General features: G+C 68.7%; 21 protein-coding genes and 1 pseudogene. 10 read left to right on the forward strand and 12 right to left on the reverse strand.

What is annotated here, in order from left to right; translation table 11 throughout:
• Positions 1-28 precede the first annotated feature (28 nt).
• The 3 genes from ACIF9R_RS30985 to ACIF9R_RS30995 all read right to left on the reverse strand — a co-directional run bounded on the left by ACIF9R_RS30985 (position 29) and on the right by ACIF9R_RS30995 (position 3,174).
• Positions 29-874: a spermidine synthase gene (locus ACIF9R_RS30985; RefSeq protein ID WP_399985719.1), complete on the reverse strand. Its 846-nt coding sequence runs from the start codon at positions 872-874 to the stop codon at positions 29-31.
• 75 nt (positions 875-949) lie between these two features.
• On the reverse strand, positions 950-2,119 hold the full coding sequence (gene tuf / locus ACIF9R_RS30990; RefSeq protein WP_399985720.1) for an elongation factor Tu: 1,170 nt from the start codon (positions 2,117-2,119) through the stop codon (positions 950-952).
• A 290-nt stretch (positions 2,120-2,409) separates the two neighbouring features.
• On the reverse strand, positions 2,410-3,174 hold the full coding sequence (locus tag ACIF9R_RS30995; RefSeq protein ID WP_399985721.1) for a DNA alkylation repair protein: 765 nt from the start codon (positions 3,172-3,174) through the stop codon (positions 2,410-2,412).
• Positions 3,175-3,223: 49 nt separating this feature from the next.
• On the opposite strand from ACIF9R_RS30995, the gene ACIF9R_RS31000 reads away from it, so the two are divergent.
• Complete coding sequence (locus tag ACIF9R_RS31000) at positions 3,224-4,009, forward strand: TVP38/TMEM64 family protein (protein WP_399985722.1); 786 nt, start codon at positions 3,224-3,226, stop codon at positions 4,007-4,009.
• A 54-nt stretch (positions 4,010-4,063) separates the two neighbouring features.
• On the opposite strand, the gene ACIF9R_RS31005 is transcribed toward ACIF9R_RS31000, so the two are convergent.
• On the reverse strand, positions 4,064-5,377 hold the full coding sequence (locus ACIF9R_RS31005; RefSeq protein WP_399985723.1) for an alpha/beta hydrolase family protein: 1,314 nt from the start codon (positions 5,375-5,377) through the stop codon (positions 4,064-4,066).
• Between the two features lie 666 nt (positions 5,378-6,043).
• Here ACIF9R_RS31005 and ACIF9R_RS31010 point away from each other — a divergent pair.
• Entirely contained in the window at positions 6,044-6,919 is an 876-nt protein-coding gene (locus ACIF9R_RS31010; protein ID WP_399985724.1) for an undecaprenyl-diphosphate phosphatase, read from the forward strand.
• Between the two features lie 212 nt (positions 6,920-7,131).
• On the opposite strand, the gene ACIF9R_RS31015 is transcribed toward ACIF9R_RS31010, so the two are convergent.
• From ACIF9R_RS31015 to ACIF9R_RS31025, 3 genes are all read right to left on the reverse strand, one after another.
• On the reverse strand, positions 7,132-7,311 hold the full coding sequence (locus ACIF9R_RS31015; RefSeq protein WP_399985725.1) for a hypothetical protein: 180 nt from the start codon (positions 7,309-7,311) through the stop codon (positions 7,132-7,134).
• Between the two features lie 27 nt (positions 7,312-7,338).
• Complete coding sequence (gene ltrA, locus ACIF9R_RS31020; protein WP_399985726.1) at positions 7,339-8,478, reverse strand: group II intron reverse transcriptase/maturase; 1,140 nt, start codon at positions 8,476-8,478, stop codon at positions 7,339-7,341.
• A 591-nt stretch (positions 8,479-9,069) separates the two neighbouring features.
• Positions 9,070-9,354: a MazG-like family protein gene (locus ACIF9R_RS31025; protein ID WP_399985727.1), complete on the reverse strand. Its 285-nt coding sequence runs from the start codon at positions 9,352-9,354 to the stop codon at positions 9,070-9,072.
• A 79-nt stretch (positions 9,355-9,433) separates the two neighbouring features.
• Here ACIF9R_RS31025 and ACIF9R_RS31030 point away from each other — a divergent pair, with 79 nt between their 5' ends.
• From ACIF9R_RS31030 to ACIF9R_RS31045, 4 genes and pseudogenes are all read left to right on the forward strand, one after another.
• Positions 9,434-10,855 carry an ATP-binding protein gene (locus tag ACIF9R_RS31030; RefSeq protein WP_399985728.1) on the forward strand — a complete coding sequence of 474 codons (1,422 nt, stop codon included), beginning with the start codon at positions 9,434-9,436 and terminating at the stop codon, positions 10,853-10,855.
• A 561-nt stretch (positions 10,856-11,416) separates the two neighbouring features.
• A protein-coding gene (locus ACIF9R_RS31035; protein WP_233436093.1) for an IS5 family transposase occupies positions 11,417-12,291 on the forward strand; the annotation gives its coding sequence in 2 pieces (ribosomal slippage) (positions 11,417-11,810 and positions 11,810-12,291; 876 coding nt in all).
• A 205-nt stretch (positions 12,292-12,496) separates the two neighbouring features.
• A pseudogene (locus ACIF9R_RS31040) lies at positions 12,497-12,628 on the forward strand (undecaprenyl-diphosphatase); the annotation flags it as partial.
• A gap of 102 nt (positions 12,629-12,730) precedes the next feature.
• Positions 12,731-12,910: a hypothetical protein gene (locus tag ACIF9R_RS31045; protein WP_399985729.1), complete on the forward strand. Its 180-nt coding sequence runs from the start codon at positions 12,731-12,733 to the stop codon at positions 12,908-12,910.
• Between the two features lie 25 nt (positions 12,911-12,935).
• Here ACIF9R_RS31045 and ACIF9R_RS31050 read toward each other — a convergent pair whose 3' ends face one another.
• Genes ACIF9R_RS31050 through ACIF9R_RS31060 form a run of 3 tightly spaced genes read right to left on the reverse strand, consistent with a single transcriptional unit; the run spans position 12,936 to position 15,698 of the window.
• A complete protein-coding gene (locus tag ACIF9R_RS31050; RefSeq protein WP_399985730.1) occupies positions 12,936-13,676 on the reverse strand; it encodes an SDR family NAD(P)-dependent oxidoreductase in 741 nt (246 codons plus the stop codon).
• Between the two features lie 36 nt (positions 13,677-13,712).
• Positions 13,713-14,204, reverse strand: a complete 492-nt coding sequence (locus ACIF9R_RS31055; protein ID WP_399985731.1) for a DUF4291 domain-containing protein — start codon at positions 14,202-14,204, stop codon at positions 13,713-13,715.
• A gap of 21 nt (positions 14,205-14,225) precedes the next feature.
• Positions 14,226-15,698, reverse strand: a complete 1,473-nt coding sequence (locus tag ACIF9R_RS31060) for a hypothetical protein (protein WP_399985732.1) — start codon at positions 15,696-15,698, stop codon at positions 14,226-14,228.
• 411 nt (positions 15,699-16,109) lie between these two features.
• Here ACIF9R_RS31060 and ACIF9R_RS31065 point away from each other — a divergent pair, with 411 nt between their 5' ends.
• Both ACIF9R_RS31065 and ACIF9R_RS31070 read left to right on the forward strand, forming a co-directional pair.
• On the forward strand, positions 16,110-16,598 hold the full coding sequence (locus ACIF9R_RS31065; protein ID WP_399985733.1) for a hypothetical protein: 489 nt from the start codon (positions 16,110-16,112) through the stop codon (positions 16,596-16,598).
• 113 nt (positions 16,599-16,711) lie between these two features.
• The gene (locus ACIF9R_RS31070) at positions 16,712-17,245 is read left to right on the forward strand and encodes a hypothetical protein (protein WP_399985734.1); all 534 of its coding nucleotides are present in this window, start codon (positions 16,712-16,714) and stop codon (positions 17,243-17,245) included.
• Here the strand turns inward: ACIF9R_RS31070 and ACIF9R_RS31075 are convergent.
• Positions 17,229-18,161, reverse strand: coding sequence for an IS5 family transposase (locus ACIF9R_RS31075; protein ID WP_399985735.1), 933 nt, complete (start codon positions 18,159-18,161; stop codon positions 17,229-17,231). The two genes, ACIF9R_RS31070 and ACIF9R_RS31075, sit on opposite strands and share 17 nt — an antisense overlap.
• A gap of 365 nt (positions 18,162-18,526) precedes the next feature.
• On the opposite strand from ACIF9R_RS31075, the gene ACIF9R_RS31080 reads away from it, so the two are divergent.
• Entirely contained in the window at positions 18,527-19,120 is a 594-nt protein-coding gene (locus ACIF9R_RS31080; RefSeq protein ID WP_399985736.1) for a DUF4291 domain-containing protein, read from the forward strand.
• Between the two features lie 271 nt (positions 19,121-19,391).
• Here ACIF9R_RS31080 and ACIF9R_RS31085 read toward each other — a convergent pair whose 3' ends face one another.
• A complete protein-coding gene (locus tag ACIF9R_RS31085) occupies positions 19,392-20,189 on the reverse strand; it encodes a hypothetical protein (RefSeq protein ID WP_399985737.1) in 798 nt (265 codons plus the stop codon).
• 426 nt (positions 20,190-20,615) lie between these two features.
• Between ACIF9R_RS31085 and ACIF9R_RS31090 the strand changes: the two genes are divergently transcribed.
• Positions 20,616-21,041, forward strand: coding sequence for a hypothetical protein (locus tag ACIF9R_RS31090; protein WP_399985738.1), 426 nt, complete (start codon positions 20,616-20,618; stop codon positions 21,039-21,041).
• Positions 21,042-21,242: the final 201 nt, after the last annotated feature.

Consider the following 21,242-nt stretch of genomic DNA (forward strand, 5'->3'; position numbering starts at 1 on the left):
GCGCGGACTCCCGAAGCACGGCCGGACGTCAGCCGATCCCGAACGCCCCTTCGGGCGGCACGGGCGACGGTACCGCGTCCTCGTCCCTCACCGGGCGCGCGCCGCCGATGAAGTCCCGCAGGGCGGCGCCGTGTTCCACCCGGGCCGGGAAGACGTCGGCGGCGGTGGCGCGGGCCAGTGCGGCGATGTCCAGGGGACGATGGGCCCCGGCCAGGACCGCGTTGCCGAAGCGCCGGCCGCGCAGCACCCCCGGCTCGGCGATCAGCGCCAGTTCCTCGAACCGCGTCCCCAGCGTGGCCAGCTGGGAGCGCAGGAAGGCGAACGGGGCGGCGTCCGGGAGGTTGGCGAGGTAGACCCCACCGGGCCGCAGGACACGCGCGGCCTCACCGACGTAGGCGACGGAGGTCAGATGCGCCGGCACCCGTGAGCCGCCGAAGACGTCGGCGACCAGGACGTCCGCGCTGTCGTCGGGGGCCGCCTCCAGCCACGCGCGGGCGTCGGCCGTGTGCAGGGTGACGCCGGCGCCGGGGGGCAGGGGCAGTTCGTCGGTGACCAGCTCCAGGAGTTTTTCGTCGACCTCCACGACGTGCTGCCGGGAGCCGGGCCGGGTGGCGGCCAGATAGCGGGGCAGGGTGAGCGCACCGCCGCCGAGGTGCACGGCGTCCAGGCGGACGCCCGGCTCGGCGGCGACGTCCAGGACGTGCCCGAGGCGCCGGGCGTACTCGAACTCCAGGTGCGTCGGCTCGTCCAGGTCGACGTACGACTGTGGCGCCCCGTCGACGGTGAGCAGCCAGGCCCGCTCCCGGTCGACGTCGGGCATCAGCTTGGCGGTGCCGTGACCGACGGCACGGGTCACGGGGATGGGCTCGCTCACCGCTCCATTGTCCCCGTCACCCGCGCGCACGGCTGCCCGCCCCCTGTGACGAGGGGGCGGGCAGCCGGCCGCGGCTCAGCCGACCGATGTCACCGTGCCGGCCCCGACCGTGCGGCCGCCCTCGCGGATCGCGAATCCGAGCCCGGCCTCCAGCGGCACGTCGCGTCCCAGCTCGACGGTCATGGTGACCGTGTCCCCGGGCCGCGCCACCGCCACGTCACCGAGGCCGACGTCGCCCACGACATCCGCCGTGCGGATGTAGAACTGCGGGCGGTACCCGCTCGACACCGGTGTCGTACGGCCGCCCTCGCGGGCCGACAGCACGTACACCCGCGCCGTGAAGTGCCGGCTCGGCGCCACGCTGCCCGGGGCGGCCACCACGTGCCCGCGCCGTACCGCGTCCCGGGGCACCCCGCGCAGCAGCAGCGCCACGTTGTCCCCGGCCTGCGCCTCCTCCATGGGCTTGCCGAAGGTCTCCAGGCCGGTCACCACCGTCTCCACCTCCGCTCCGAGCACCTCGACCCGGTCGCCGACCCGGACCGTGCCGCGCTCCACCGCCCCGGTCACGACGGTGCCCCGGCCGGTGATGGTGAGCACGTTCTCCACCGGCAGCAGGAACGGCGCGTCCAGATACCGTTCGGGCATGGGCACGTACGTGTCCACCGCGTCGAGCAGCGCGTCGATCGACGCCGTCCAGCGCGGGTCGCCCTCCAGCGCCTTCAGTCCGGAGACCCGTACGACAGGCGCGGACTCGCCGCCGTAGCCGTGCGCGGAGAGCAGATCGCGGACCTCCAGCTCGACCAGGTCGGTCAGCTCCTCGTCGCCCGCGTCGGCCTTGTTGAGGGCGACGACGATGTGGTCGACGCCCACCTGACGGGCGAGCAGGACGTGCTCGGCGGTCTGCGGCATGATCCCGTCCAGCGCGGAGACGACGAGGATCGCCCCGTCGAGCTGCGCGGCGCCGGTCACCATGTTCTTGATGTAGTCGGCGTGGCCGGGCATGTCGACGTGCGCGTAGTGCCGGGTGTCGGTCTCGTACTCGACGTGCGCGATGTTGATGGTGATGCCGCGGGCGGCCTCCTCCGGGGCCCGGTCGATACGGTCGAACGGCACGTAGCTGCCGGAACCGCGCTCGGCGAGGACCTTGGTGATGGCGGCGGTCAGGGTGGTCTTGCCGTGGTCGACATGGCCCATCGTGCCGATGTTCAGATGCGGTTTGGTGCGGACGTACGCCGTCTTGGACATGGCGGTACCTCGAAAGCCTCTCGGTGGTGACGCGTGGTGACGCGTGACGGCCCCGGGCGCGGCGGATCGGCGCGCGGCCGGGACGGGGACCCCAGGGACCTGGCCGACCCTCCCCCTGGGGGGTCCGCCGGACGATCCGGGGAGGGTCAGCTTCGGGCGCCGTCGACTGCGGCGAGGAAGGCGGGAACGGCAGCCTTCGGGGCATCCGCGACCGCGGATGCTGCGAAGTGGAAGGCGTACCGGAACATGATGTCGATCCTTGCCGACAACCCGCCTCGCGTCGAATGGTTTTACGCGCCGGACCGCCGGGCCGGGGGCGGCCGCTCCCCGATGTTCCTCAGCGCCTCCCGCACCGACAGCGGCGCGAACCGTCCCCGTTCGCGCGCGAGGAAGGTCCGTACGGCGTCCGGGTCGGTCTTGGCGTATTCGCGCAGGCACCAGCCGATGGCCTTGCGGATGAAGAAGTCCTGGTGCCCCGACTGGCGCAGGCAGTAGCCGAAGAGACGTTCCGTGTCGGTGCGTTCCCGGTAGCGCAGCTGGTGGAGCAGGGCGGCGCGGACCGGCCACATGTCGTCGTCGCCGATCCACTCGTCCATGTCGGCGGCGAGCCCCGGGTCGGCGGCGACCAGTGCCCCGACGACGTGCGCGGCGAGCAGGTCGACGGTGTCCCACCAGGGGACCGTGGTGATGAGGTGCCGGGTGACCGGCAGAAAGCCGGAGGAGCAGTGCCGTACATGGCGGCGCAGGTAGTCCACGGCGAAGTAGTGGTACTCGCGCTCGGGCAGCTCCCAGCAGCGCAGGGCGACGGCGGCGCAGTCGGCCTCGCCGGGCCGGGGCAGTCCCGCCACGACCGTGCGGGAGAGCGCGCGGCGGATGGGGGTGGTCAGGCCCAGGAAGGGCGCGACGTCCTTCATGTACGCCCGCATGACCGGGGCGCGCTCCGGGTCGGCCGCCGGCCCGTAGCAGGCCGTGAGCCGGTCCAGCACCGTGTCGGCGAGCGGGCTGCGCGGTGCACGCGGTGCGGCCGCCGCTGTCCCGTCTCCTGTGACGCGCATGAGACGAACACTACGGCGATCACACATATTTGTCGGTTAGTGTCACCGGATGCTCGATGCCACCACCCGCTCTGGGGGCACCGCCGCGGTCTCTCCCCGGGCCGCCGCGACCGATCTCTCGGTGGCCGTCCCCACGGCCGCGCCCGTCCTGCCTGCCCCTGGTCTCACCGCCCGGTGCGCCAGAGTCCTGCTGTCGCCCTGGTCGCGGCTGTCCCTGCTGGTCGTCCTGCTCGCCTCCGCGGCGGCGGCGATGCTGGTCCTCGAACCGCAACGGCTGCTCACCGACGGCTGGCCTGACCGGCTCGGCGGGGCGCTGGCGATCGTCGCGTACGCGGTGGCCTACGGGGTGTGCACGGTGGCGTTCGTGCCACGCCCGCTGCTGAACCTCGCCGCGGGTGCGCTGTTCGCCTCCGAGCTGGGTGTGGTCGCGGCGCTGGGCGGCACGGTGCTGGGCGCCGGGCTGGCCTTCTGTCTGGGGCGGGCGCTCGGCCAGGAGGCTCTGCGTCCCCTGGTGCGCGGTCGCTGGCTCAAGGCCGCGGACCACCAGCTGAGCCGGCACGGATTCCGCTCGATGCTGGCGGCCCGGCTGTTCCCGGGTATCCCGTTCGCCGCCACGAACTACTGCGCCGCGGTCTCCCGTATGGGCCTGCTGCCCTTTCTGCTGGCGACGGCGCTCGGCTCGATGCCGAACACGGCCGCCTACGTCGTGGCCGGCGCCCGCGCCTCCGCGCCGACGTCCCCGGCCTTTCTGATCGCGCTGGCCTGCATCACCGTACCGGGGCTGGCGGGCGCGGTGGTGGCGTGGCGCAAGCGGCACCGGCTGCGCGGCCGATGAGACGGGTGCGGGCGCCCGCATGCCCGGGCGCCCGGGCATGCGGGCGCCTGCACGTCACTTGCCCTGGCTCCGGGAGGATCCGGCGGGCCGGCAGCGGTTCGTGGGCGGGGTGTCCTTCAGCCGACCCTTCATCCACGTGCCGAGATCCTGCAGGCCGGCGACCGCCACGCCGACGTGGTCGACGCCGGGAAACGTCTTCCAGTCGACGACGTCCTCCTTGGCGCACAGTTCGGTGATCAGGCGCCTGGTGCTCTCCGGCGTCACGACCGCATCGTTCTCGCCCTGCAGCACCAGTACCGGGCCGGACGACGTCGTCTGCGCCGGGTTCATGGAGTCCAGGAACTTCGTGAGCTCCGGATTCTCCTTCTCCCAGTCCGGGTTGAGGGTGCCGGACGTCTTCTCCGGCGCGAAGAGCGAGAAGTACGCGTCGATCTGGTTCAAGCAGAGGTTGCGCACGGCCGGTTCGGCCATTGCCTCGGCGAGCCCTGGAGAGAGCAGGTCCTGGTACGGGAACTTCTTCGGGTCGTAGGCGTGTGCGCCGGCAGCGATGTAGGCGAGAAGTCCGCGCAGCCCTTCAAGGGATGCGCCGCTCGACTGTTTCGCCGCCGCGTTCCTCAGCGCGGCGGCGTGGTGAGCGGCGGGAGCGAAGGCCGCGGTGCCGAGGAAGCGCATGCCTTTCGCCTCGGCCGCCTGTTCACCGGCTCCCAAGGCGGCCTGACCTCCCTGGGAGATACCCACGGCGAACCACTTCCTGCTCACCGCCTTGGGGTCGGCGTTGCGCGCCGCCAGCGCCGCGTGGGCGACGGAGCGGCCCTCCGCGCGCAGGTGGATGAACTCGTGGAACTTGCCGTTCGGGCCCAGGCCGGGATAGTCGGCGGCGACGACGGCGAACCCCTCCCTCAGCCACTTCGCCAGCAGGGGAGCCACATCGGCCGTACTCACGGACCGCGACGGCGCGCATTCGGGCCCTGCTCCCGTGGAACCGTGCGCCCATGAGATCAGCGGCCAGCCGTCCTTGTCCTTGGGCGCCGTCTTGGGGAACAGCAGGAACCCCGTCGCCGCGACGGGCCTGCCGTGCTCGTCCGCGGTGCGGTACATGATGCGTTCCGCCCGGGAGACGGCGGTTCCCAGCAGGGACGACGCCGGCAGGGGAATCTTCTGCGTCTTGAGGATCTCACCCGGCGCCGCCCTGTCGATGAGGGTCTGGGCGGGGTAGTCGTAGAAGGCGTTCGCCCCGAGGTCGGACTGCGGGGCGGCCTGCGGTCTCGGCTCGGTCCCGGTGGCGGACGTGTGGCCGCTGACACCGCAGCCGGCGGCGCCCGCGGCCAGAGCCAGCAGACCGAGCATGGCTATCGGCTTCCTGCGCATCGGCAGGTACCTCACTCTCGACTCGTCTTTCGGCCTGTGCGGTCAGGACGTCGAGGCCGCTCCAGGCATGGTGAAAGGTGTCTGGGATCGGATTGAACGTAGGTCCGGGGCGACCGCCCCGCCCGGCAGGGCGCCCATCCGGGTGACCAGCGGCGACGGCCTCGCTCCGCCCTGCGACGAGCGGCGAGGGCCGCGGGCGGACAGCCGATCGGCCGCCTGGTGAACCGGACCGCGTGCGGAGTCCACCCGGCGCGGACGGCACCCGGGGACAACCCGGCAACGTGGGGGCCACCATCCGCGAAACCCGGCAACGTGGGGGCCACCATCCGCGACGGAACGGCCGCCCGCCGCCGGTGCTCGCCCGCCGCGCACCGCACACCGTTACGGCCCCGGCTCGGTCCCGTTCGTCACCTGCCGAGCCCGCGGCGACGAGGCACGGTACGAGAGGCCGACCTCGCCGCACCGTCCCCGGATGCGGCAGTGGGCGGCCCGACGGCGGCCCGCGCCGTTTCCCCGCCGGCGCCGGGCCTTAAGTCCTCTTCCACCGGGGGTTCATCTTGGGGCGCTACGCTTCCCCCTCGGCGCGCCTGATCATCGATCACCGCACACGGCGGTGTGGTGTGCCCTTTCGCCCGTTCACGATCGGCACTTGGACTCCGCTGCCTCATGTCTTGGTTTGAATCCCTCATCCTCGGACTCGTCCAGGGGCTGACCGAGTTCCTGCCCGTCTCCTCCAGCGCGCATCTGCGGCTGACCGCCGCCTTCTCCGGTTGGGAGGACCCGGGCGCGGCCTTCACCGCGATCACCCAGATCGGCACGGAGGCCGCGGTGCTGATCTACTTCCGCAAGGACATCGGGCGGATCCTGTCGGCCTGGACCCGCTCCCTGACGGACAAGGAGATGCGCCGGGACCAGGATGCCCGCATGGGCTGGCTGGTCATCGTCGGCTCGATCCCGATCGGTGTGCTCGGGGTGACCCTCAAGGACCAGATCGAGGGCCCGTTCCGTGATCTGCGGATCACCGCGGCGATGCTCATCGGCATGGGCATCGTGCTCGGTGTCGCCGACCGTCTCGCGGCGCGGGACGAGAGCGGCGGCCGGCACCGCGTGGCCAAACAGCGCAAGGAACTCTCGGACCTGACCGTCAAGGACGGCCTGATCTACGGCATCTGCCAGGCCATGGCGCTCGTCCCGGGCGTTTCCCGTTCCGGCGCCACCATCAGCGGCGGTCTGTTCATGGGCTACCGGCGCGAGGCCGCGGCCCGCTACTCCTTCCTGCTCGCCATCCCCGCGGTGCTGGCCTCCGGCCTGTTCGAACTGAAGGACGCGACGGAGGGCGGGCATGTCTCCTGGGGTCCGACGCTCTTCGCGACGGTCATCGCCTTCGCGGTCGGATACGCGGTGATCGCCTGGTTCATGAAATTCATCAGCACCAAGTCGTTCATGCCGTTCGTCTGGTACCGCATCGCACTCGGCATCGTCATCATTGTGCTGGTCAGCGTGGGTGTGCTGAGTCCTCATGCGGCCGAATCCGGCGGCTGAACCAGGGCCGCACAGGTAGCGCTATCTAGCGTTTCCTAGCACCTGATTGCAGCACCACGCCATGATCATCTCCCACTTGTCTCCCACCTGGGAGGCGGGACGCACTCCCCCTAGGGCGTGTGCGTCCGCAAAGCAAGGGAATCGGGTAGGAGGGCCGGGTTGCCCGGCCCTCCTCCCACACCACCGGACATGCGGGCCACGCATCCGGCGGTTCATCCAGCTGATCTCAACCGTTGCCAGGTCGGCTTGAGCATCCTCAGGCCCAGGTCACTCCAGTAGGCGTTGGGCAGAGCCCGCGCGAGGACGGGAGATCCCGCGACTCGCCAGTAGCCCTTGCTGCTGCCGCCCCATTCACGGGACAACTGCTCGTTGATCCCGAGCTTTCGCAGCATGGTCTGGCGGGTCCTGGGACGCTTCCATTACTTCCAGCGGATCTGCCGCATCCTGCGGCGGAACCACTCGTCCAGATCGCTGAACACCCGTGGGCTGTCCGCGAGCTGGAAGTAGCCCATCCATCCAGTCGTGAAGCGGTTGATCTTCGCGATGCGTTCGTCCATCGCGATGCTCCACTTGCGCGAGGTCAGTTCCCGGATGCGGTCCTTCCAGCGCGCCAGCACCTTCCGGTCGATCCGGATCCAGACCCTGCCGCCCCGGGCATAGAAGCCGAACCCCAGCATCGTCATGACATGAGCTGGGACCACCTTCGACTTGGCCCGGTTGACCTTCAGTTTCAACCGCTGCTCAACCACGGCCGTGACCGAGTCGAGCACCCTCATGGCGGCTCGCCTGCTCCGCACGAAGATGCGCACATCGTCAGCGTAACGGACGAACCGGTGACCACGCTTGAACAGCTCCCGGTCCAGGTCGTCGAGCATGATGTTCGATAAGACGGGCGAGAGCGGGGAGCCCTGCGGGGTTCCTTCCGCGCTCGGCATCTTCACACCGTCCACCATGATCCCGGCTTCCAGATACCTGCGGATCAGCTTCAAGACCCTGTGGTCACGGACCCTGCGCGCGACCCGCGCCATCAGGACGTCGTGCTGGACCCGGTCGAAGAACCGGTCCAGATCGAGGTCCACGATCCACCGGTTGCCGTCCTCGACCGCCCGCCGCGCGACCCGGACCGCCTGGTGGGCGGACCGGCCGGGACGGAACCCGAAGGACGACCCCGAAAAGCCAGGGTCGAAGATGGGCACGAGCACTTGCGCGATTGCCTGCTGGATCAAGCGGTCCAGCACCCGCGGCACTCCCAGCATCCGCTCGCCGCCGCCAGGCTTGCCGATGATCACCTGACGGGCCGGCGCCGGCCGGTAAGTGCCCGCGTCGAGTTCAGCCCGGACCTTGGGCCAGTGCACCGCGATCCATGGCCGAAGCTCGGCCGTGGTCACGCCGTCCACCCCAGGGGCACCCCGGTTGGTCTCAACGCGATTGAGCGCCGCGAGCAGGTTCTCCTTCGAGAGCATCAACTCCCACAAGGACAGTTCCTGATCGCGGTGAATGTCCTCCGTGGAGTGCGCCGACCGGCCACTGCGCCCCGCACGAGGCACCGCCGTATGCACCGGCTCCTCCCCCTGCGGGCCCGCCGAGACGGGTTTACTGCGGTCCATGTGACCGGCGCGAGCAGGCACCACATCATCCGTTCCACTGAATGTTCGGCCCTTCCCAGCCCGCCGCCCTGCGGCTCATCCCGGCTGGTACTACGACCTCTGCTGACTTCTGCCCGGTCAGCCCGCACCTTCCGGCACGGACCGTCGGCGCGGCGACAACTCAGCACAACCGACACCCGGACAGATCTCCCCGGATAAGAACGACCACTGTCCCTGGACCGCCGCCGCGTTACGCCCTGGCCTTCTTGGTGGTGACGGGCTTCACCTTCGTCAGCAGGCTCACCCGACCAACGCGCCTCATACGCGGTTCGTGTTCCTCGGTGCCCAGGTCTCGCCTCGGGCTTCCTTCAGACCCCACCTCACGATGACGCCCTTGCCTCCGGCTCGGGGTTAGCACCACCGCTTCCCCCAGAGGACTCTCACCTCCAAGCGATCGCCCATGCCGGGCGTACTGACACGGAAGGGCCCGCACGGCAAGCCGTGCGGGCCCTTCCGTACAGAGGGTGGAGCGGGTCAGCTCAGGCCGAGGCGATCCAGGAGGGCCTAGACACGGTCGGCGAGGGCCTTCTCCGGGTCCGGGCTGCTCGTGGCCAGTGCCAGCACGGCGGTCACAATGACGTCGCTGAGCTCCTTGAGCTCCTTCTCGACGTCCTGCCACCTGTGACTGTTGCCCTTGAGCGGGTTGGCACCGAGGGCGCCAGTGATGACCTCCGCCGCCTCTCCATACTCCTCCCCGAGCTCGAGGACTCGAGCTGGCCGCCCAGTCGGCCGATGTCCGGCGAGCCATCCCACTCCGAGCTGGCCCGCCGTAGTGCGTGGGTATCGCACCGGCAGAGGCACCGGACAGGGGTATTACTCTCATCAATGAGAGTATCATTGAAGGTAGTCACATCGAGGAGAGTGCATCGTGAACGGTTTCATCGGGCGCCGGACCGAACTCGGCCTCTTGCGAGACCTGCTGCGCACGGTGCAGGCGGGCAGCAGAGGCGGACGACCGGGCCGCGCCATCCTGATCCGCGGGCGCCGAAGGGTAGGCAAGTCGCGGCTCGTAGAAGAGTTCCTGGAACGAGCAGAGCTTCCGCACGTCTTCTTCACCGCCATCGGCGGCTCCCGAGACGAGGACCTGGCGGGCTTCACCGCCGAATTGGCCGCGTCCGCCCTGCCTGACGCCAGCCGCTTCTCGGACTTCGCCACACCACAGAGCTGGGATGCGGCCCTAAGCCTGCTCGCCACCGCTCTGCCCTCCGACGCACCCAGCATTGTCGTACTCGATGAGATGCCCTATCTCGTGCGTGAGGACGCCAGCTTCGAGGGAGCCTTGCAAAAGACCTTCGACCGGACCCTGTCCAAGCTCCCGGTCCTGCTGATCCTCATCGGTTCGGACATCGCCATGATGGAACAGCTCAACACCTACGGACGCCCTTTCTATCAGCGCGGCACTGAGATGGTCGTCCCCGCTCTCACCCCCCACGACGTCGCCTCCATACTCGACCTGGCCCCGGCCGACGCCTTCGACGCTCACCTCATCACGGGCGGCCTTCCCTTGATCCTCGAGGAATGGCCCCACGGCGCCGGCCTGTGGGACTACCTCGAACAGGCCCTCACCCGGCCCACCTCCGCACTCCTCGTCAGCGGCGAACGCACCCTGGCCGCCGAATTCCCCACCGAAGCGCAAGCCCGCACCGTCCTCAGCGCCATCGGCCACGGCGAACGCACCTTCACGCTCATCGGCCGAGCCGCCGGCGGCCTCCACCCAGGCTCCGTCAAACGCTCCCTGGAACTCCTCACCGGCCGCCGCATGGTCGCCGCCGAACTCCCCCTGTCCACCAAGCCGAGCCGCGAGACGCGCTACCGCATCGACGACCCCTACCTGCGGTTCTGGCTCTCCTTTATCGGCCCCGGCATCCCCGCCGTCGAACGCGGCCGCGGCGACCGCGTTCTCGACTCCATCCGAACGAGCTGGACATCCTGGCGCGGGCGCGCCATCGAACCCGTCATCCGCGAAGCCCTCTGGCGCCTGGCCGACGACTGGCTCCCCGAGGGCACCGGCGTCGTCGGAGGCTACTGGACCCGCACCAACGACCCGGAGATCGACCTCATCGGCGCCGACCGCTCCCCCATCGCAAAGAAGATCACCTTCGCGGGATCCATCAAATGGCTTGAGAACAAGCCCTTCGACCAGCGCGACCTGGCCCGCCTGATCACCCACCGCTCCCAGCTTCCCGGGGCCGACGACGACACCCCCCTGCTCGCGGTCGCCCGCAGCGGCTGCACCGCGGAAGGAATCACCACCCTCATCCCGGAAGACCTGCTCGCCGCTTGGAACTGAGCGGGGACTCAAGACCGTTCAACTTGCGCACCGCGCATACCGTCCAGGAGGGATACGCGGAGGCATTCCGCCGCTGGGAGCGGCTGCGTGCCTACGAAGCGCCCGACGCCTGGGTGTACCGGGTGGTCCGCCAGCGGCTCTGGGCGGTCGGTCGCCGTCGTGCCCGGCACCGCTCCGCCGAGACGCGGCTGCCCCAGCCACCGCCGACGGCGAGTGTGGAGCAGACGGCCGAGGCGCGCGCCGTGCTGTCCGCGCTGGCCTCAGCTACTCCTACTGGCAGCCGGTCTCGCGCGGTCGACCAGCCTCCGAGGAGTTCGAGAGGGTTCGCCTGGGGCAGCCCCAGCTGGTCACCTCCCGCCGTCACCTTCCGGAGGTCCCTGCGACCGCGTACGCCGGGAAGCGGCTGTACCTGCTTCGTCACGGCGGCAAGGAGTGGTTGGACGAAGATCGACACAGTCGCATCGCCGTGGAGACCCGCATGGGCCACGAGGTCGCCGGCGTGGGAGGTCTCTACTAGGGTCTGTTGCGAAAGTGGATCTTGTTCGGTGATGATCACGTCCTGTGGGACGTGGGGATCTGACGAACGGCCAGTGGGCCCGGCTTGAGCCTCTGCTGCCGACGGGCATCAAGCCGGGCCGGCCGCAGGTGTGGACGCGGCGGCAGCTGATAGACGGCATACGGTGGCGGACCCGGACCGGTGCTCCGTGGCGGGACGTGCCCGAACGTTATGGGCCGTGGGACCGGGTCTATGACCTGTTCCGGCGCTGGCAGCGGGATGGCACCTGGGCGCGGATCCTCACGCAGCTCCAGGCCGAGGCGGACGCGAAGGGCCTGATTACCTGGGAGGTCAACGTCGACTCCACCGTCTGCCGGGCCCACCAGCACGCCGCCGGAGCGGCGAAAAAGGGGACCTCCAGAAGGAGCCGCCCGGCGGGATCTTCGTCGAGCCGGCCGACCACGGCCTCGGACGCTCCCGCGGCGGACTGACCAGCAAGATCCACCTCGCGGTCGAGCAGGGGCAGAAGCCCTTGTCGATAGTGATCACGGCCGGGCAGCGGGGCGACTCCCCGCAGTTCGAGCCGGTCCTGGAAGCCATCCGAGTGCCGAGGCTGGGGCTCGGCAGGCCCCGCAGGCGTCCGGACCGGGTCCGGGCCGACAAGGCGTACGACTCCCGCAGCAACCGCTCCTACCTGCGCAGACGCGGGATCAAAGCCACCATCCCGGTTCCGGCGGACCGGGTCCGCAACCGCCTCAAGCGCGGCTCGCGCGGCGGACGGCCGCCGAAGTTCGACAAGGACGACTACAAGCAGCGGCACGCGGTCGAATGCGGGATCAACCGGCTCAAGCGCCATCGGGCCGTGGCCACTCGGTACGACAAACTCGCCGTCCGCTACGAAGCGACCGTGCTGGTCGCAGCCATCAACGAGTGGCTGTGACCAGCACTTTCACAACAGACCCTAGCGCGTTCCCCTGACCATGGAGCAGGAGATTGCCGATTCGCTGCAAACCAGGTGGCTGCGCTTCGTGGCCAGCGAGGGAGAGCTCTGGAATGTGCCTGCCATCTCCCACCGCCCCCTATTTCGATCTTGAAAAGTGGTGGAAACAGCAGATCAAAGCCGCTCAGCACCTCGACGCTTGAACTGGTTCATGAAGTTCATCTCGACCAAGAGCTTCATGCCGTTCGTCTGGTACCGCATCGCGCTCGGAGTCGTGATCATCGTTCTGGTCTCGATGGGCGCGCTCAGCTCGCACGCAGCGGAGTCCGCGGGCTGAGCCCGGACCGCGGGAAGGTGACCGGGGCACGTGACCGAACACATACGGGTCGGGTAGCCGTCCGGTAGCGCACTGTCAGTCCGTGGCCCTAGGCTTGTCCGCATGTCCCCCGATTTAACGACCCCTGGTCCCGTGCGGTCCGCCGCCGAGGTCAACGAGCAGATCCGCGCCCTGTGGCTGCGCGCGGGCGGCTCCCTGTCCGCCCAGGAACGGGCGGAGTACGAGTTGCTGGTGGTCGAGTGGGCGGCGGCGATCCGCGGCCGGGTCGTCCAAGCGGTCTGACTCGTCCCCCGCGGCACCGGGTGCCTCAGCGCCCGCCCGCCACCCGCAGTACCGCCCCCGTGGTGTACGAGGCGTCCGGCGACATCAGCCATGCCACGGCGGCCGCGATCTCCTCGGGATGTCCGGCACGCCGCAGCGGAACCGACCCGGCGACCTGACGGGCACGGTCCGGGGCGCCCATGGCGGCGTGCATCTCCGTGTCGACGACGCCCGGCGCGACCGCGTTGACCCGGATGCCGTCCGGTCCGAGCTCCTTGGCCAGGCCGAGGGTCAGGGTGTCGACGGCGGCCTTGGTCGCCGCGTAGTGCACGTACTCGTTCGGGCTGCCCAGCGTCGCGGCGCCCGACGAGATGTTCACGATGACGCCCTCGCCCCGGGGAACCATCAGCTGCGCCGCCCGCCGCGAACACAGCAGCGTCCCCATCAGGTTGACGTCGACGACGCGCCGCAGGGTGCCGGTGTCGGCCTCGGTGAACCGTCCCAGCGGCCCGGTCACCGCCGCGTTGTTCACCAGCCCCGTCACCGGCCCGAGTTCCCGCTCCGCCACCTCGAAGAGCCGCTCGGCGTCCGCCTCGACGGCCGTGTCCGCGCGCACGGTCACGGCCCGCGCCCCCGCCGCCCGAACCCCCTCCGCCACCGACTCGGCGGCAGCGGCGTCACGGACGTAGTTCACCACCACGTCGTGCCCCTCCCCCGCGAGCCGCAGGCAGATCGCGGCCCCGATCCCCCGGCTGCCACCGGTGACCACCGTGACCAAACGCTTCATGAGTACCTCCTGGTGAAGAACCCGAGACGAAGATCCTCAGGCTCGCAGATGCGCGAGCACTTCGTCGTCGAGCTGAAGGGAACGCTCCTCGGGCACCATCCCGGCCGCACGCTCGAGGTCCCCCGCACGCACCAGGGCATGGATCTCGGTGGCGAGCGGCGTCACGTCCTCGACGCCCACGATCCACTCGTCGGCGTACCGCACGGCCGCCTCCCCGGCGAGCCCCAGCTGGAGCGAGCGGTACGGCAGTGGGTTGAGACACAGATCCCGCTCCGGGTCCCACTGCACCCGCGCGGGCGCCTGCCGCAACTGCCGCTTCCAGGCCGCCGCGTCACCGTGCAGTGCGGGGACGTAGTGCGACAGACACGCGTTCCGCAACGCCCACCCGAACCCCACCCGGCTGATCTCCACGGCCAGCACGATCTCCTGGTTGTGCTTGGTGCCCCACCCGCAGCGGTACATCATCCACAGGAAGGACGGCTTGATCCATGTCAAGTCTTGCTCACAGACCTTTCGACGATGGTCCATCGGCGGTATGGCGCGCTTGCGTCACAGGCCTGCCAAGGCGAGGAGCTGGTGCATGTGTTGGGGTGGCAGGTTGGGATTGGCGGCTGCGGCGGCAGCGACCGATTCCGATGAGTCGGCGAGCAGCTTCGTGAGGTCGCAGGTCGGAAGCCGGGGATGGGCCGCGATCGCGCGACGCACCCCTTCCTCAGGATCCGCGGCAAGGCGGCGGACGAGTTCCACCGGCAGGTCGGGGTCTCGCGGGGCCAGCTGCCGCATCCTCGGGTCGGGATCGGATGCCAAACGCCGAAGGACGTCCGCCGGGAGGAGGAAGGCATCGGCCGGACGCCACTGGGTCTTCTTCACCGGGCGGTAGCTGCGCTCGATGCGTTCGGCGATGGCGGGGTCGATCCGGTCCCGGGCATGCAGGGCCATCGCCGTGCGGACGCTGCTCTCGTCGTCGTCGAGTAGCCGGGCCACGACTGGCGCAGGGAGGCCGTCGGACAGCGCGGCGGAGGCACGGAAGCAGACGTAGGGCGAGTCCACGTAGGGCAAGGGGTCAGCGGTGATCCACGGCAGACGCAGTGTCTGGAGCTGTAAACACGCCAAATCATTGATGAGCTGCCGTTCAAGAGCGTCGTCGTCCAGAACGTGCAGATCGGTGAGCCAGTTCCCCTGGCGTTCCCCGGACACGATCTGTGCGTGGATCGCGGCGCGGGTCGAGGTTGGAGTGTCCTGACGGGCGAAGATGCTGAGAGCGACCAGCGGGCTGGGATCCTCGGCGAGAATGTCGCGCAGCGGCGGCGGGAGGTCGGGGTGCTCCGCGAGTTCCTGGCGCACGTCGTCGTTCGGATCCTGGGCCAGCCAACAGGCCGTATCGGCATCCAGCGTGCAGTGCCGCACCGCCCCCGCCCGCGTGACCGGGTCGGCCAGCAGCGCCGGGAGCAGGTCGGCAGGCGGGACAGGATGGGGAAGCTGTCGATAGTAGGTCGCGCAGGCTCCTGCGCGCACCGCGTCCTCAGGATCCGTCAACAGGAGCCGACGCACCGGTTCCGGAGCCTGCGTCCACCACTGGGCAACTGTCACCCGGATCTTCGGGTCCGGGTCGGCCGCCAGCCGGGCGCGCAGATCCGCCGGCACGTGATCGCTTTCCGCCAGGGACTCACGCACCCGCAGGTCGGGGTCGCCGAGCAGCCGCTCAAACAGCTCTCGTGGTGCACCGCCCGCGCCGACCACCAATGCCGCGCGTACCGCCGCATCCGAGTGCTCGGCCAACGTCATCCGAAAGGCATGCGGGAGGCTGCGGTTGAGCGCGAGCGAGTGCATGAGCCAAGGGTCGTCGACGGCGATGATCTCGGCGATCATGTCGTCGGTCAGGTCCGGGCGCTGGGCAACGCTCCCAAAACCCTTGCGGTGGGCGAACAGGCGACGGACGAGCTCGGGCGGTAGCGCAGGGTTCCCCGCGAGTCCCTCCACCACTTGATCGAGATGTACCGGCAACGGCGTGACGTCCGACACGGCAAGCGACCCTTCCGGCTCGGCAAGCTGATCGCCGAGTCTCTCATGCCCGGTCGCCGTCTGGCCTCCGCCAAGACGGATGGGACTCCGGCGGGCCCCAAAGGCTGTGAACGCGGCTTGATGACTCACGTCAAGCCTCGTTCACAGACTGCATCGACAATGATCGGGGAAAACGCGTGCCCCGTTTGGTGGGCTGTACGTTCCGCACGGCGGACGGCTACCACCAGCAGTATCTTGACCGCAACATCAACGGGCCACGGCGGGACCGGTGCTTCCTGTCCGATCGGTGTGGCTCCGGCCAAGGGGGGTTCCGCCATCGACCCTGAGTTCCTGGCGGCTTTGTGGAGGGAACGCCATCCGTCGGGCCCTCCCGTCGCTCACACGTTTCGCACTAGGTACGCGGATCGCTGGGTGCGCTTCCACAGCCTTCCCGACTCGAAGCGCTACCCGGAGTCCGAGGACGAGTACGCGGTCATGCTGGATCGGTACAACGCAATCCTCGACGAGTTGTTCGCGGGCACGGACGTGTTCGTGGTGACCATGGACTGGTCGAACACACCGACCGGGCCCGCGGGCTACCCGACGCCACGACAGACTCTGCATCCCGACGGAATCCGCTGGTGGACAGAGTCGGAGCAGGACGACCCCGACCCGGAGTTCCACACCCACACACGTCTGTACGCCGACCGGCGCCGGTGGAACCGCAACTGCCTCGACGGGCTGTTGCGAGCCGCCGCGGACGAGGCACTCGTCGAAGTCTTCGTTGCCGACACGGAACTGCGACGCATCCACCACCCCTACGACGGCGGCGCGGACGTCATCCTTGCCACGCCTGCGGAGCGTGACCGTGTGCGTGACCAGCACACAGATTGGCTTTCCAGCCACCCAGCCGGCCTCTGACTAGCTGTTGTCCAACCAATCAGGTGTTTGAGCTGCAGTTTTGCTGTTTGTGATCACCGCAGTTCGGGGTGCAGGGTGGCGAGGTCTTCACTCTCGAGTCCGGAGGTGCCCTCGTGCCCACGCCTGCTGCCGTCCTGAAGCGCCGACTGTGTGCGTTCGAGGCCCGTGCCGTCGAGCTGCGGGAGCGGATCGCCGCGTTGCAGGAGGAAGTGGCGCAGGTGGACGCGGAGATTGTCCGGTGGCGTATCGGCAGCGAGATCTGGGACGAGGTCGAACAGGAAGTGCGCGGTGGCGCCGGTAGGGCGGCCGCTTCCCGCGGCCTGGTGGTGCCGGCCGGCGAGACCACGCCGGTTGCTGCGGTGGACGACGGTCCTGGCGCCGGGAGTGAGCCGGAGGGCAGGCCGCGGTATGTGCCGCACCGGAGCGAGAGCGGTGACGTTGCCGGGCTGCCCGGCCTTTACGAGAAGATCGTCGAGTTCGTGCGGGGTGCGCCGGGGCCGGTGAGGACCCGCGAGGTGGCCCGGGCGCTGTTCGGTGAGGGCGCGAGCCGCACCCGGATGGAGGGTGTGCGCGGTCAGCTCAAGCGGCTTGTGCGGCAGGAGTGGCTGGTCAGCGTGGACGGCCGGGAGTTCACCGGGGCGGCATGACGCCCGCGGCGGCCAGGCGGCGGGTCATGAGGGTGACCATGGCCCACTTCACGTGGCTCTCGTGTGCGGCGGCGGTGCGTTCGTAGTCGCGCACCAGACGGCGGCAGTTCACCAGCCACGCGAAAGTCCTTTCGACGACCCATCGTCTGGGCACCACGACGAAGCCCGCCTTGTCGTCGGTGCGGCGGGTGATCTCAACGTTCAGGGCCAGTTTGTGCAGGGCCCAGTCCACCAGGGCGCCCGCGTAGCCGCTGTCGGCCCACACCATGCGCACCTTCGTGAAACGCGCGCGCATCCGGTCCAGGAGGTTCACTCCTGCGTCGCGGTCCTGGAGGTCGGCGGCGGTGACCATCACCACCAGCAGCAGACCGAGGCAGTCCACCGCGATGTGGCGCTTGGCGCCCGAGACCTGCTTGCCCGCGTCGTATCCGCGCCGGCCTCCGACCAGTGTGGAGGCGCCCTTCAGGGACTGGGAGTCGATGATTGCCGCAGTCGGCTCCGGATCGTCGCGGCCCCCCACCATCCGCACCTGCTCACGCAGCCGGTCGTGGAGCACGTCCAGGAGCTCGTCCGTCTGCCAGCGGCGCTGGAAGGCGTAGACGGCCTGCCAGGGAGGGAAGTCGGCCGGCATCGCCCGCCACTTGTTCCCGTTGTCGACGAGGTACCGGACGGCATCCAGCATTTCCCGGTGGCAGAACCCCTCCGGGTTACCCCCGCGGCCCAGCAGCCAGCCCGGCAGAGGCATCACCTGCCGGATGACCTGCCATTCCTCGTCCGTCAGGTCCGTCGCGTAGAAGCGGACCCGCATCGGCCGATCGCCGGCATTGCCGTACAGGTGCGCGAGACAGTCACACTCCGCGGCGAACCGCAGGTCGGGAAGCGGACGATCGGGCAGGACGACGATAGCGTTCGGCATGACGGGGCTTTGTTCCTCGCGTGGCTGGCCTAGACAACCGACACGCTATGAACAAGGCCCCGTTTCCCGTGCCCGCACCAAGGCTCCGTCACCTGATCCAGGACGCCGTACGGGCCGTCATCGAACGCCCCACGGTTGAGAAACAGCTAGTGAGAGCCGGAGCGGCTCCCCGTTCCCGGCCCACGTGCAGTGGTCTGTCAACGCTGTCTGATGACCCATGTCAAGGCGCGTTCACAGACCATTTCGTAGGGCAGTGTCCAAGCATCCGGACTCCTCCGGAGACGTGCACCTGATGTGCCCCGTCGCGGCGAGCAACTGTCGAAAACCGGTGGCCCCCTGAGCCGGCCGAGCCCACGCTGTACGCCATGGAAGAACCGCAACGCGTGATCCGCGCGCTCCACACGGCATCCACCATCACCGTCTACCAGGCGTACTCCCCTGAAATCGGAATGCCCGCCATCCGCGACGGCCGCTTTCCCGCCGCGTGGAAGCCTGACCGCATGACGTGGATCAAGCCCAGCTTCCTGTGGATGATGTACCGCTCCAACTGGGGCACGAGCGCCGGGCAGGAGACCGTTCTTGCCGTCGAGATCGATCGCGACGGCTTCGACTGGGCGCTGCGTCACTCCTGCCTGTCGAGTTACGTCCGCGGTCTGCATTCCGATCGCAGTACCTGGCAGCGTGACCTCAAGCGCGCACCGGCCCGCGTCCAGTGGGATCCCGAACGCGACCTGAACCTGCGTCCCTTGCCTTACCGCTCGCTGCAACTGGGGCTCTCGGGCGAGGCATCGTCGCGTTACGCGGACGAGTGGATCGTGTCCATCAGTGACGTAACCCCGCTCGCCCGCGAAATCCGTGCGCTCGTCAGTCGCGGCGAGCCGGACTCCGCTGCCCAACTCCTCCCCCAGGAACAGCCCTACCCCACCGGTGACGAACTACTGGCCCATCTGCGCCCCTGACCGGCGGTCCGGACAGGGAGGCCGGCATCTCCCGGTGGCACACGGGAGCACATGACTGCCGGGACGCATCTCGTACTGGATGATCTCCCACCGCAGGACCGTTGCCCACCCCACCCGCGAGGCGAGCAACACATCGGCAGCTGTCAGGCCGCACCCAACAGCATGGATGACGTCTGCGAACGCGGCTTGGTGATCCATGTCAAGCCACGTTCACAACCCCATCCGTCGAGCGGTGTTCAGGCTGTTCGAGGTCCGGCGGTGCCGGGCGGCGTCAGCTGCGTCGCTGCCACCAGCGCCGCTTCTGCTCTCCTGTCCGAGGACCGGTTCCCGCCCCATCAGGGGCTGACGTGCTGTTCGGCGGGAAGGCTTTCAAGGCGGCGCGGATGCGGTCGAAGGCGGCAATGGCGTTGTGGCCGTCGGCGGGTAGTGCCACTCCGATGCACACCAGCTTGAAACTGTCCTCGCCGAAGGGCGCGCCAATGAACACCGGTGCGCCCACGCACCCTTGTGGCACGTCTCCGATCCACCGGATGCCGCCGTCGCCTGAGCGTGTGATCCGGCCGATCACGACAGCCTGCTCTCGGAAACCGTCCCCGTCATTGACGTGACCCAGCAGATAGGCCGGGACCGGCGACACACCGAGGCCGGCGATGTCCTGTTCCGTGGCTGCGATGCCGTCGGTGATCTCGTCGGTTGTCCAGCGCCAGCCCTTGCGGGCGCCGTGCGCGTGCAGCCCGTTGGAGGGCATGACCGCCACCCCCGGATCGCCGAGATGAGTCCACCCCTCCGCGAAGTCGAGCATCATCAGCTTCTCAGCGCTCATCACGGGTGCGCACAGTGCTGGGCGCAGGGTGAACTCAGCCAACTCGACTCGCGCCGGCTCACTGGCGGTCACGAGGTACTGCCGGATGACCTCGCCTTCGGAGGTCGTCTCCACCAGTTCGTTGAACCAGAAGGCCGTCGCGTGTTGTTCCTCCCGGTGAGCTCGCTGGAAGGGAAGCGTCGAGCGACCGACGTGATCGACTATCGCGTCGATGATCGCACTGGAGTGGTCGGGCAGGTCGGACATGGATCGAGAGGCTAACGCACGGTCGGAGACAGCTACCGGGCAGCACGACAGGGCCCATCCGCTCGCCCTCCGGTCCTCGCTCTTCGACGTCGGTGACGGGCAAGGGGCTGTCAACGCGGCTTGATGATCCAAGTCAAGCCGCGTTCACAGACCTTTTACCCCGGTGGTAGTGGACTCTGATCAATGCGACCTCGTGTCGCCCTCTCACTCGAAGCCTTGAGTCATCAAAACGACAGCACCGGTCTGCCACCACGCGTACCATGTCGGACGGTTGGCAACATACGTCACGGTGGCCCACAATGCTCCACCCGCCCCGGGACGATGCCGGGATGCTGGGAGGGGTGTACGGCGCTGGGCAGCAAGACATGGTCCTCTGATGGGGGACACCACGCCATCAAGGGCTTCGCTTTTCAGTTCGATGCATCATTGCTGCAAGTTCTGACGAACCCCGGTGTAGCCGTCGAGATCGAAGGCGCACAGGATATTGGTGTTCGCACCTTCCATATCCAGGTCAAACACAGAAGCACCTCGTATAGTCTTTCGCGGATCGCGCCAGCGGTGCGACAAATGATGAGCCAGTTTGCCGCTGACAATACAGTGAGATTCGCACTTTACGGACATTTTCCCGATCGGACCCCTGGCGAGACATTGCGAATCAGCAAGGAGGAGCTAGAAACCGCACTCGGGAAATCTTCTGACGACTACAGTAATGACATCAAGGATTGGTTCACGAAATCTTTCGAGGTGATTTTTGCACCGGACTTCGTGTCACAATTCAGTTCAGTTCTTGATCATCGAAGCGAACGCTTCGGGCACGGAGTGAAGCGGAAGCCCTTTGCTGGCATGCGGTAATCCATGGATACCTGCGTGATGTCATCTTGAAACGGCCACCAGGGAAGCGGAGCATCACTCTTCGCGACCTGAGAGATCTAGTACATCAGGCTCGCACGGCCGTCTTCGAGGCCAGTTACGCTCAGGTTTGTGGCCACGAAAAGTATTTGAGACTGGTTCGCGAGGAGTACAAGAGCACCACCGCACATGTGCCACCTCGAG

Source organism: Streptomyces sp. NPDC086080 (assembly GCF_044540255.1).
Lineage (GTDB): Bacteria > Actinomycetota > Actinomycetes > Streptomycetales > Streptomycetaceae > Streptomyces.

Coding starts and splice junctions, on each gene's coding strand:
- tuf (WP_399985720.1), bottom strand. CDS start 2,119: ATGTCCAAGACGGCGTACGTCCGCACCAAACCGCATCTGAACATCGGC.
- ACIF9R_RS30995 (WP_399985721.1), bottom strand. CDS start 3,174: ATGCGCGTCACAGGAGACGGGACAGCGGCGGCCGCACCGCGTGCACCG.
- ACIF9R_RS31000 (WP_399985722.1), top strand. CDS start 3,224: ATGCTCGATGCCACCACCCGCTCTGGGGGCACCGCCGCGGTCTCTCCC.
- ACIF9R_RS31005 (WP_399985723.1), bottom strand. CDS start 5,377: ATGCGCAGGAAGCCGATAGCCATGCTCGGTCTGCTGGCTCTGGCCGCG.
- ACIF9R_RS31010 (WP_399985724.1), top strand. CDS start 6,044: ATGTCTTGGTTTGAATCCCTCATCCTCGGACTCGTCCAGGGGCTGACC.
- ACIF9R_RS31015 (WP_399985725.1), bottom strand. CDS start 7,311: ATGCTGCGAAAGCTCGGGATCAACGAGCAGTTGTCCCGTGAATGGGGC.
- ACIF9R_RS31045 (WP_399985729.1), top strand. CDS start 12,731: ATGTCCCCCGATTTAACGACCCCTGGTCCCGTGCGGTCCGCCGCCGAG.
- ACIF9R_RS31050 (WP_399985730.1), bottom strand. CDS start 13,676: ATGAAGCGTTTGGTCACGGTGGTCACCGGTGGCAGCCGGGGGATCGGG.
- ACIF9R_RS31055 (WP_399985731.1), bottom strand. CDS start 14,204: ATGGACCATCGTCGAAAGGTCTGTGAGCAAGACTTGACATGGATCAAG.
- ACIF9R_RS31075 (WP_399985735.1), bottom strand. CDS start 18,161: ATGCCGAACGCTATCGTCGTCCTGCCCGATCGTCCGCTTCCCGACCTG.
- ACIF9R_RS31080 (WP_399985736.1), top strand. CDS start 18,527: ATGGAAGAACCGCAACGCGTGATCCGCGCGCTCCACACGGCATCCACC.
- ACIF9R_RS31085 (WP_399985737.1), bottom strand. CDS start 20,189: ATGTCCGACCTGCCCGACCACTCCAGTGCGATCATCGACGCGATAGTC.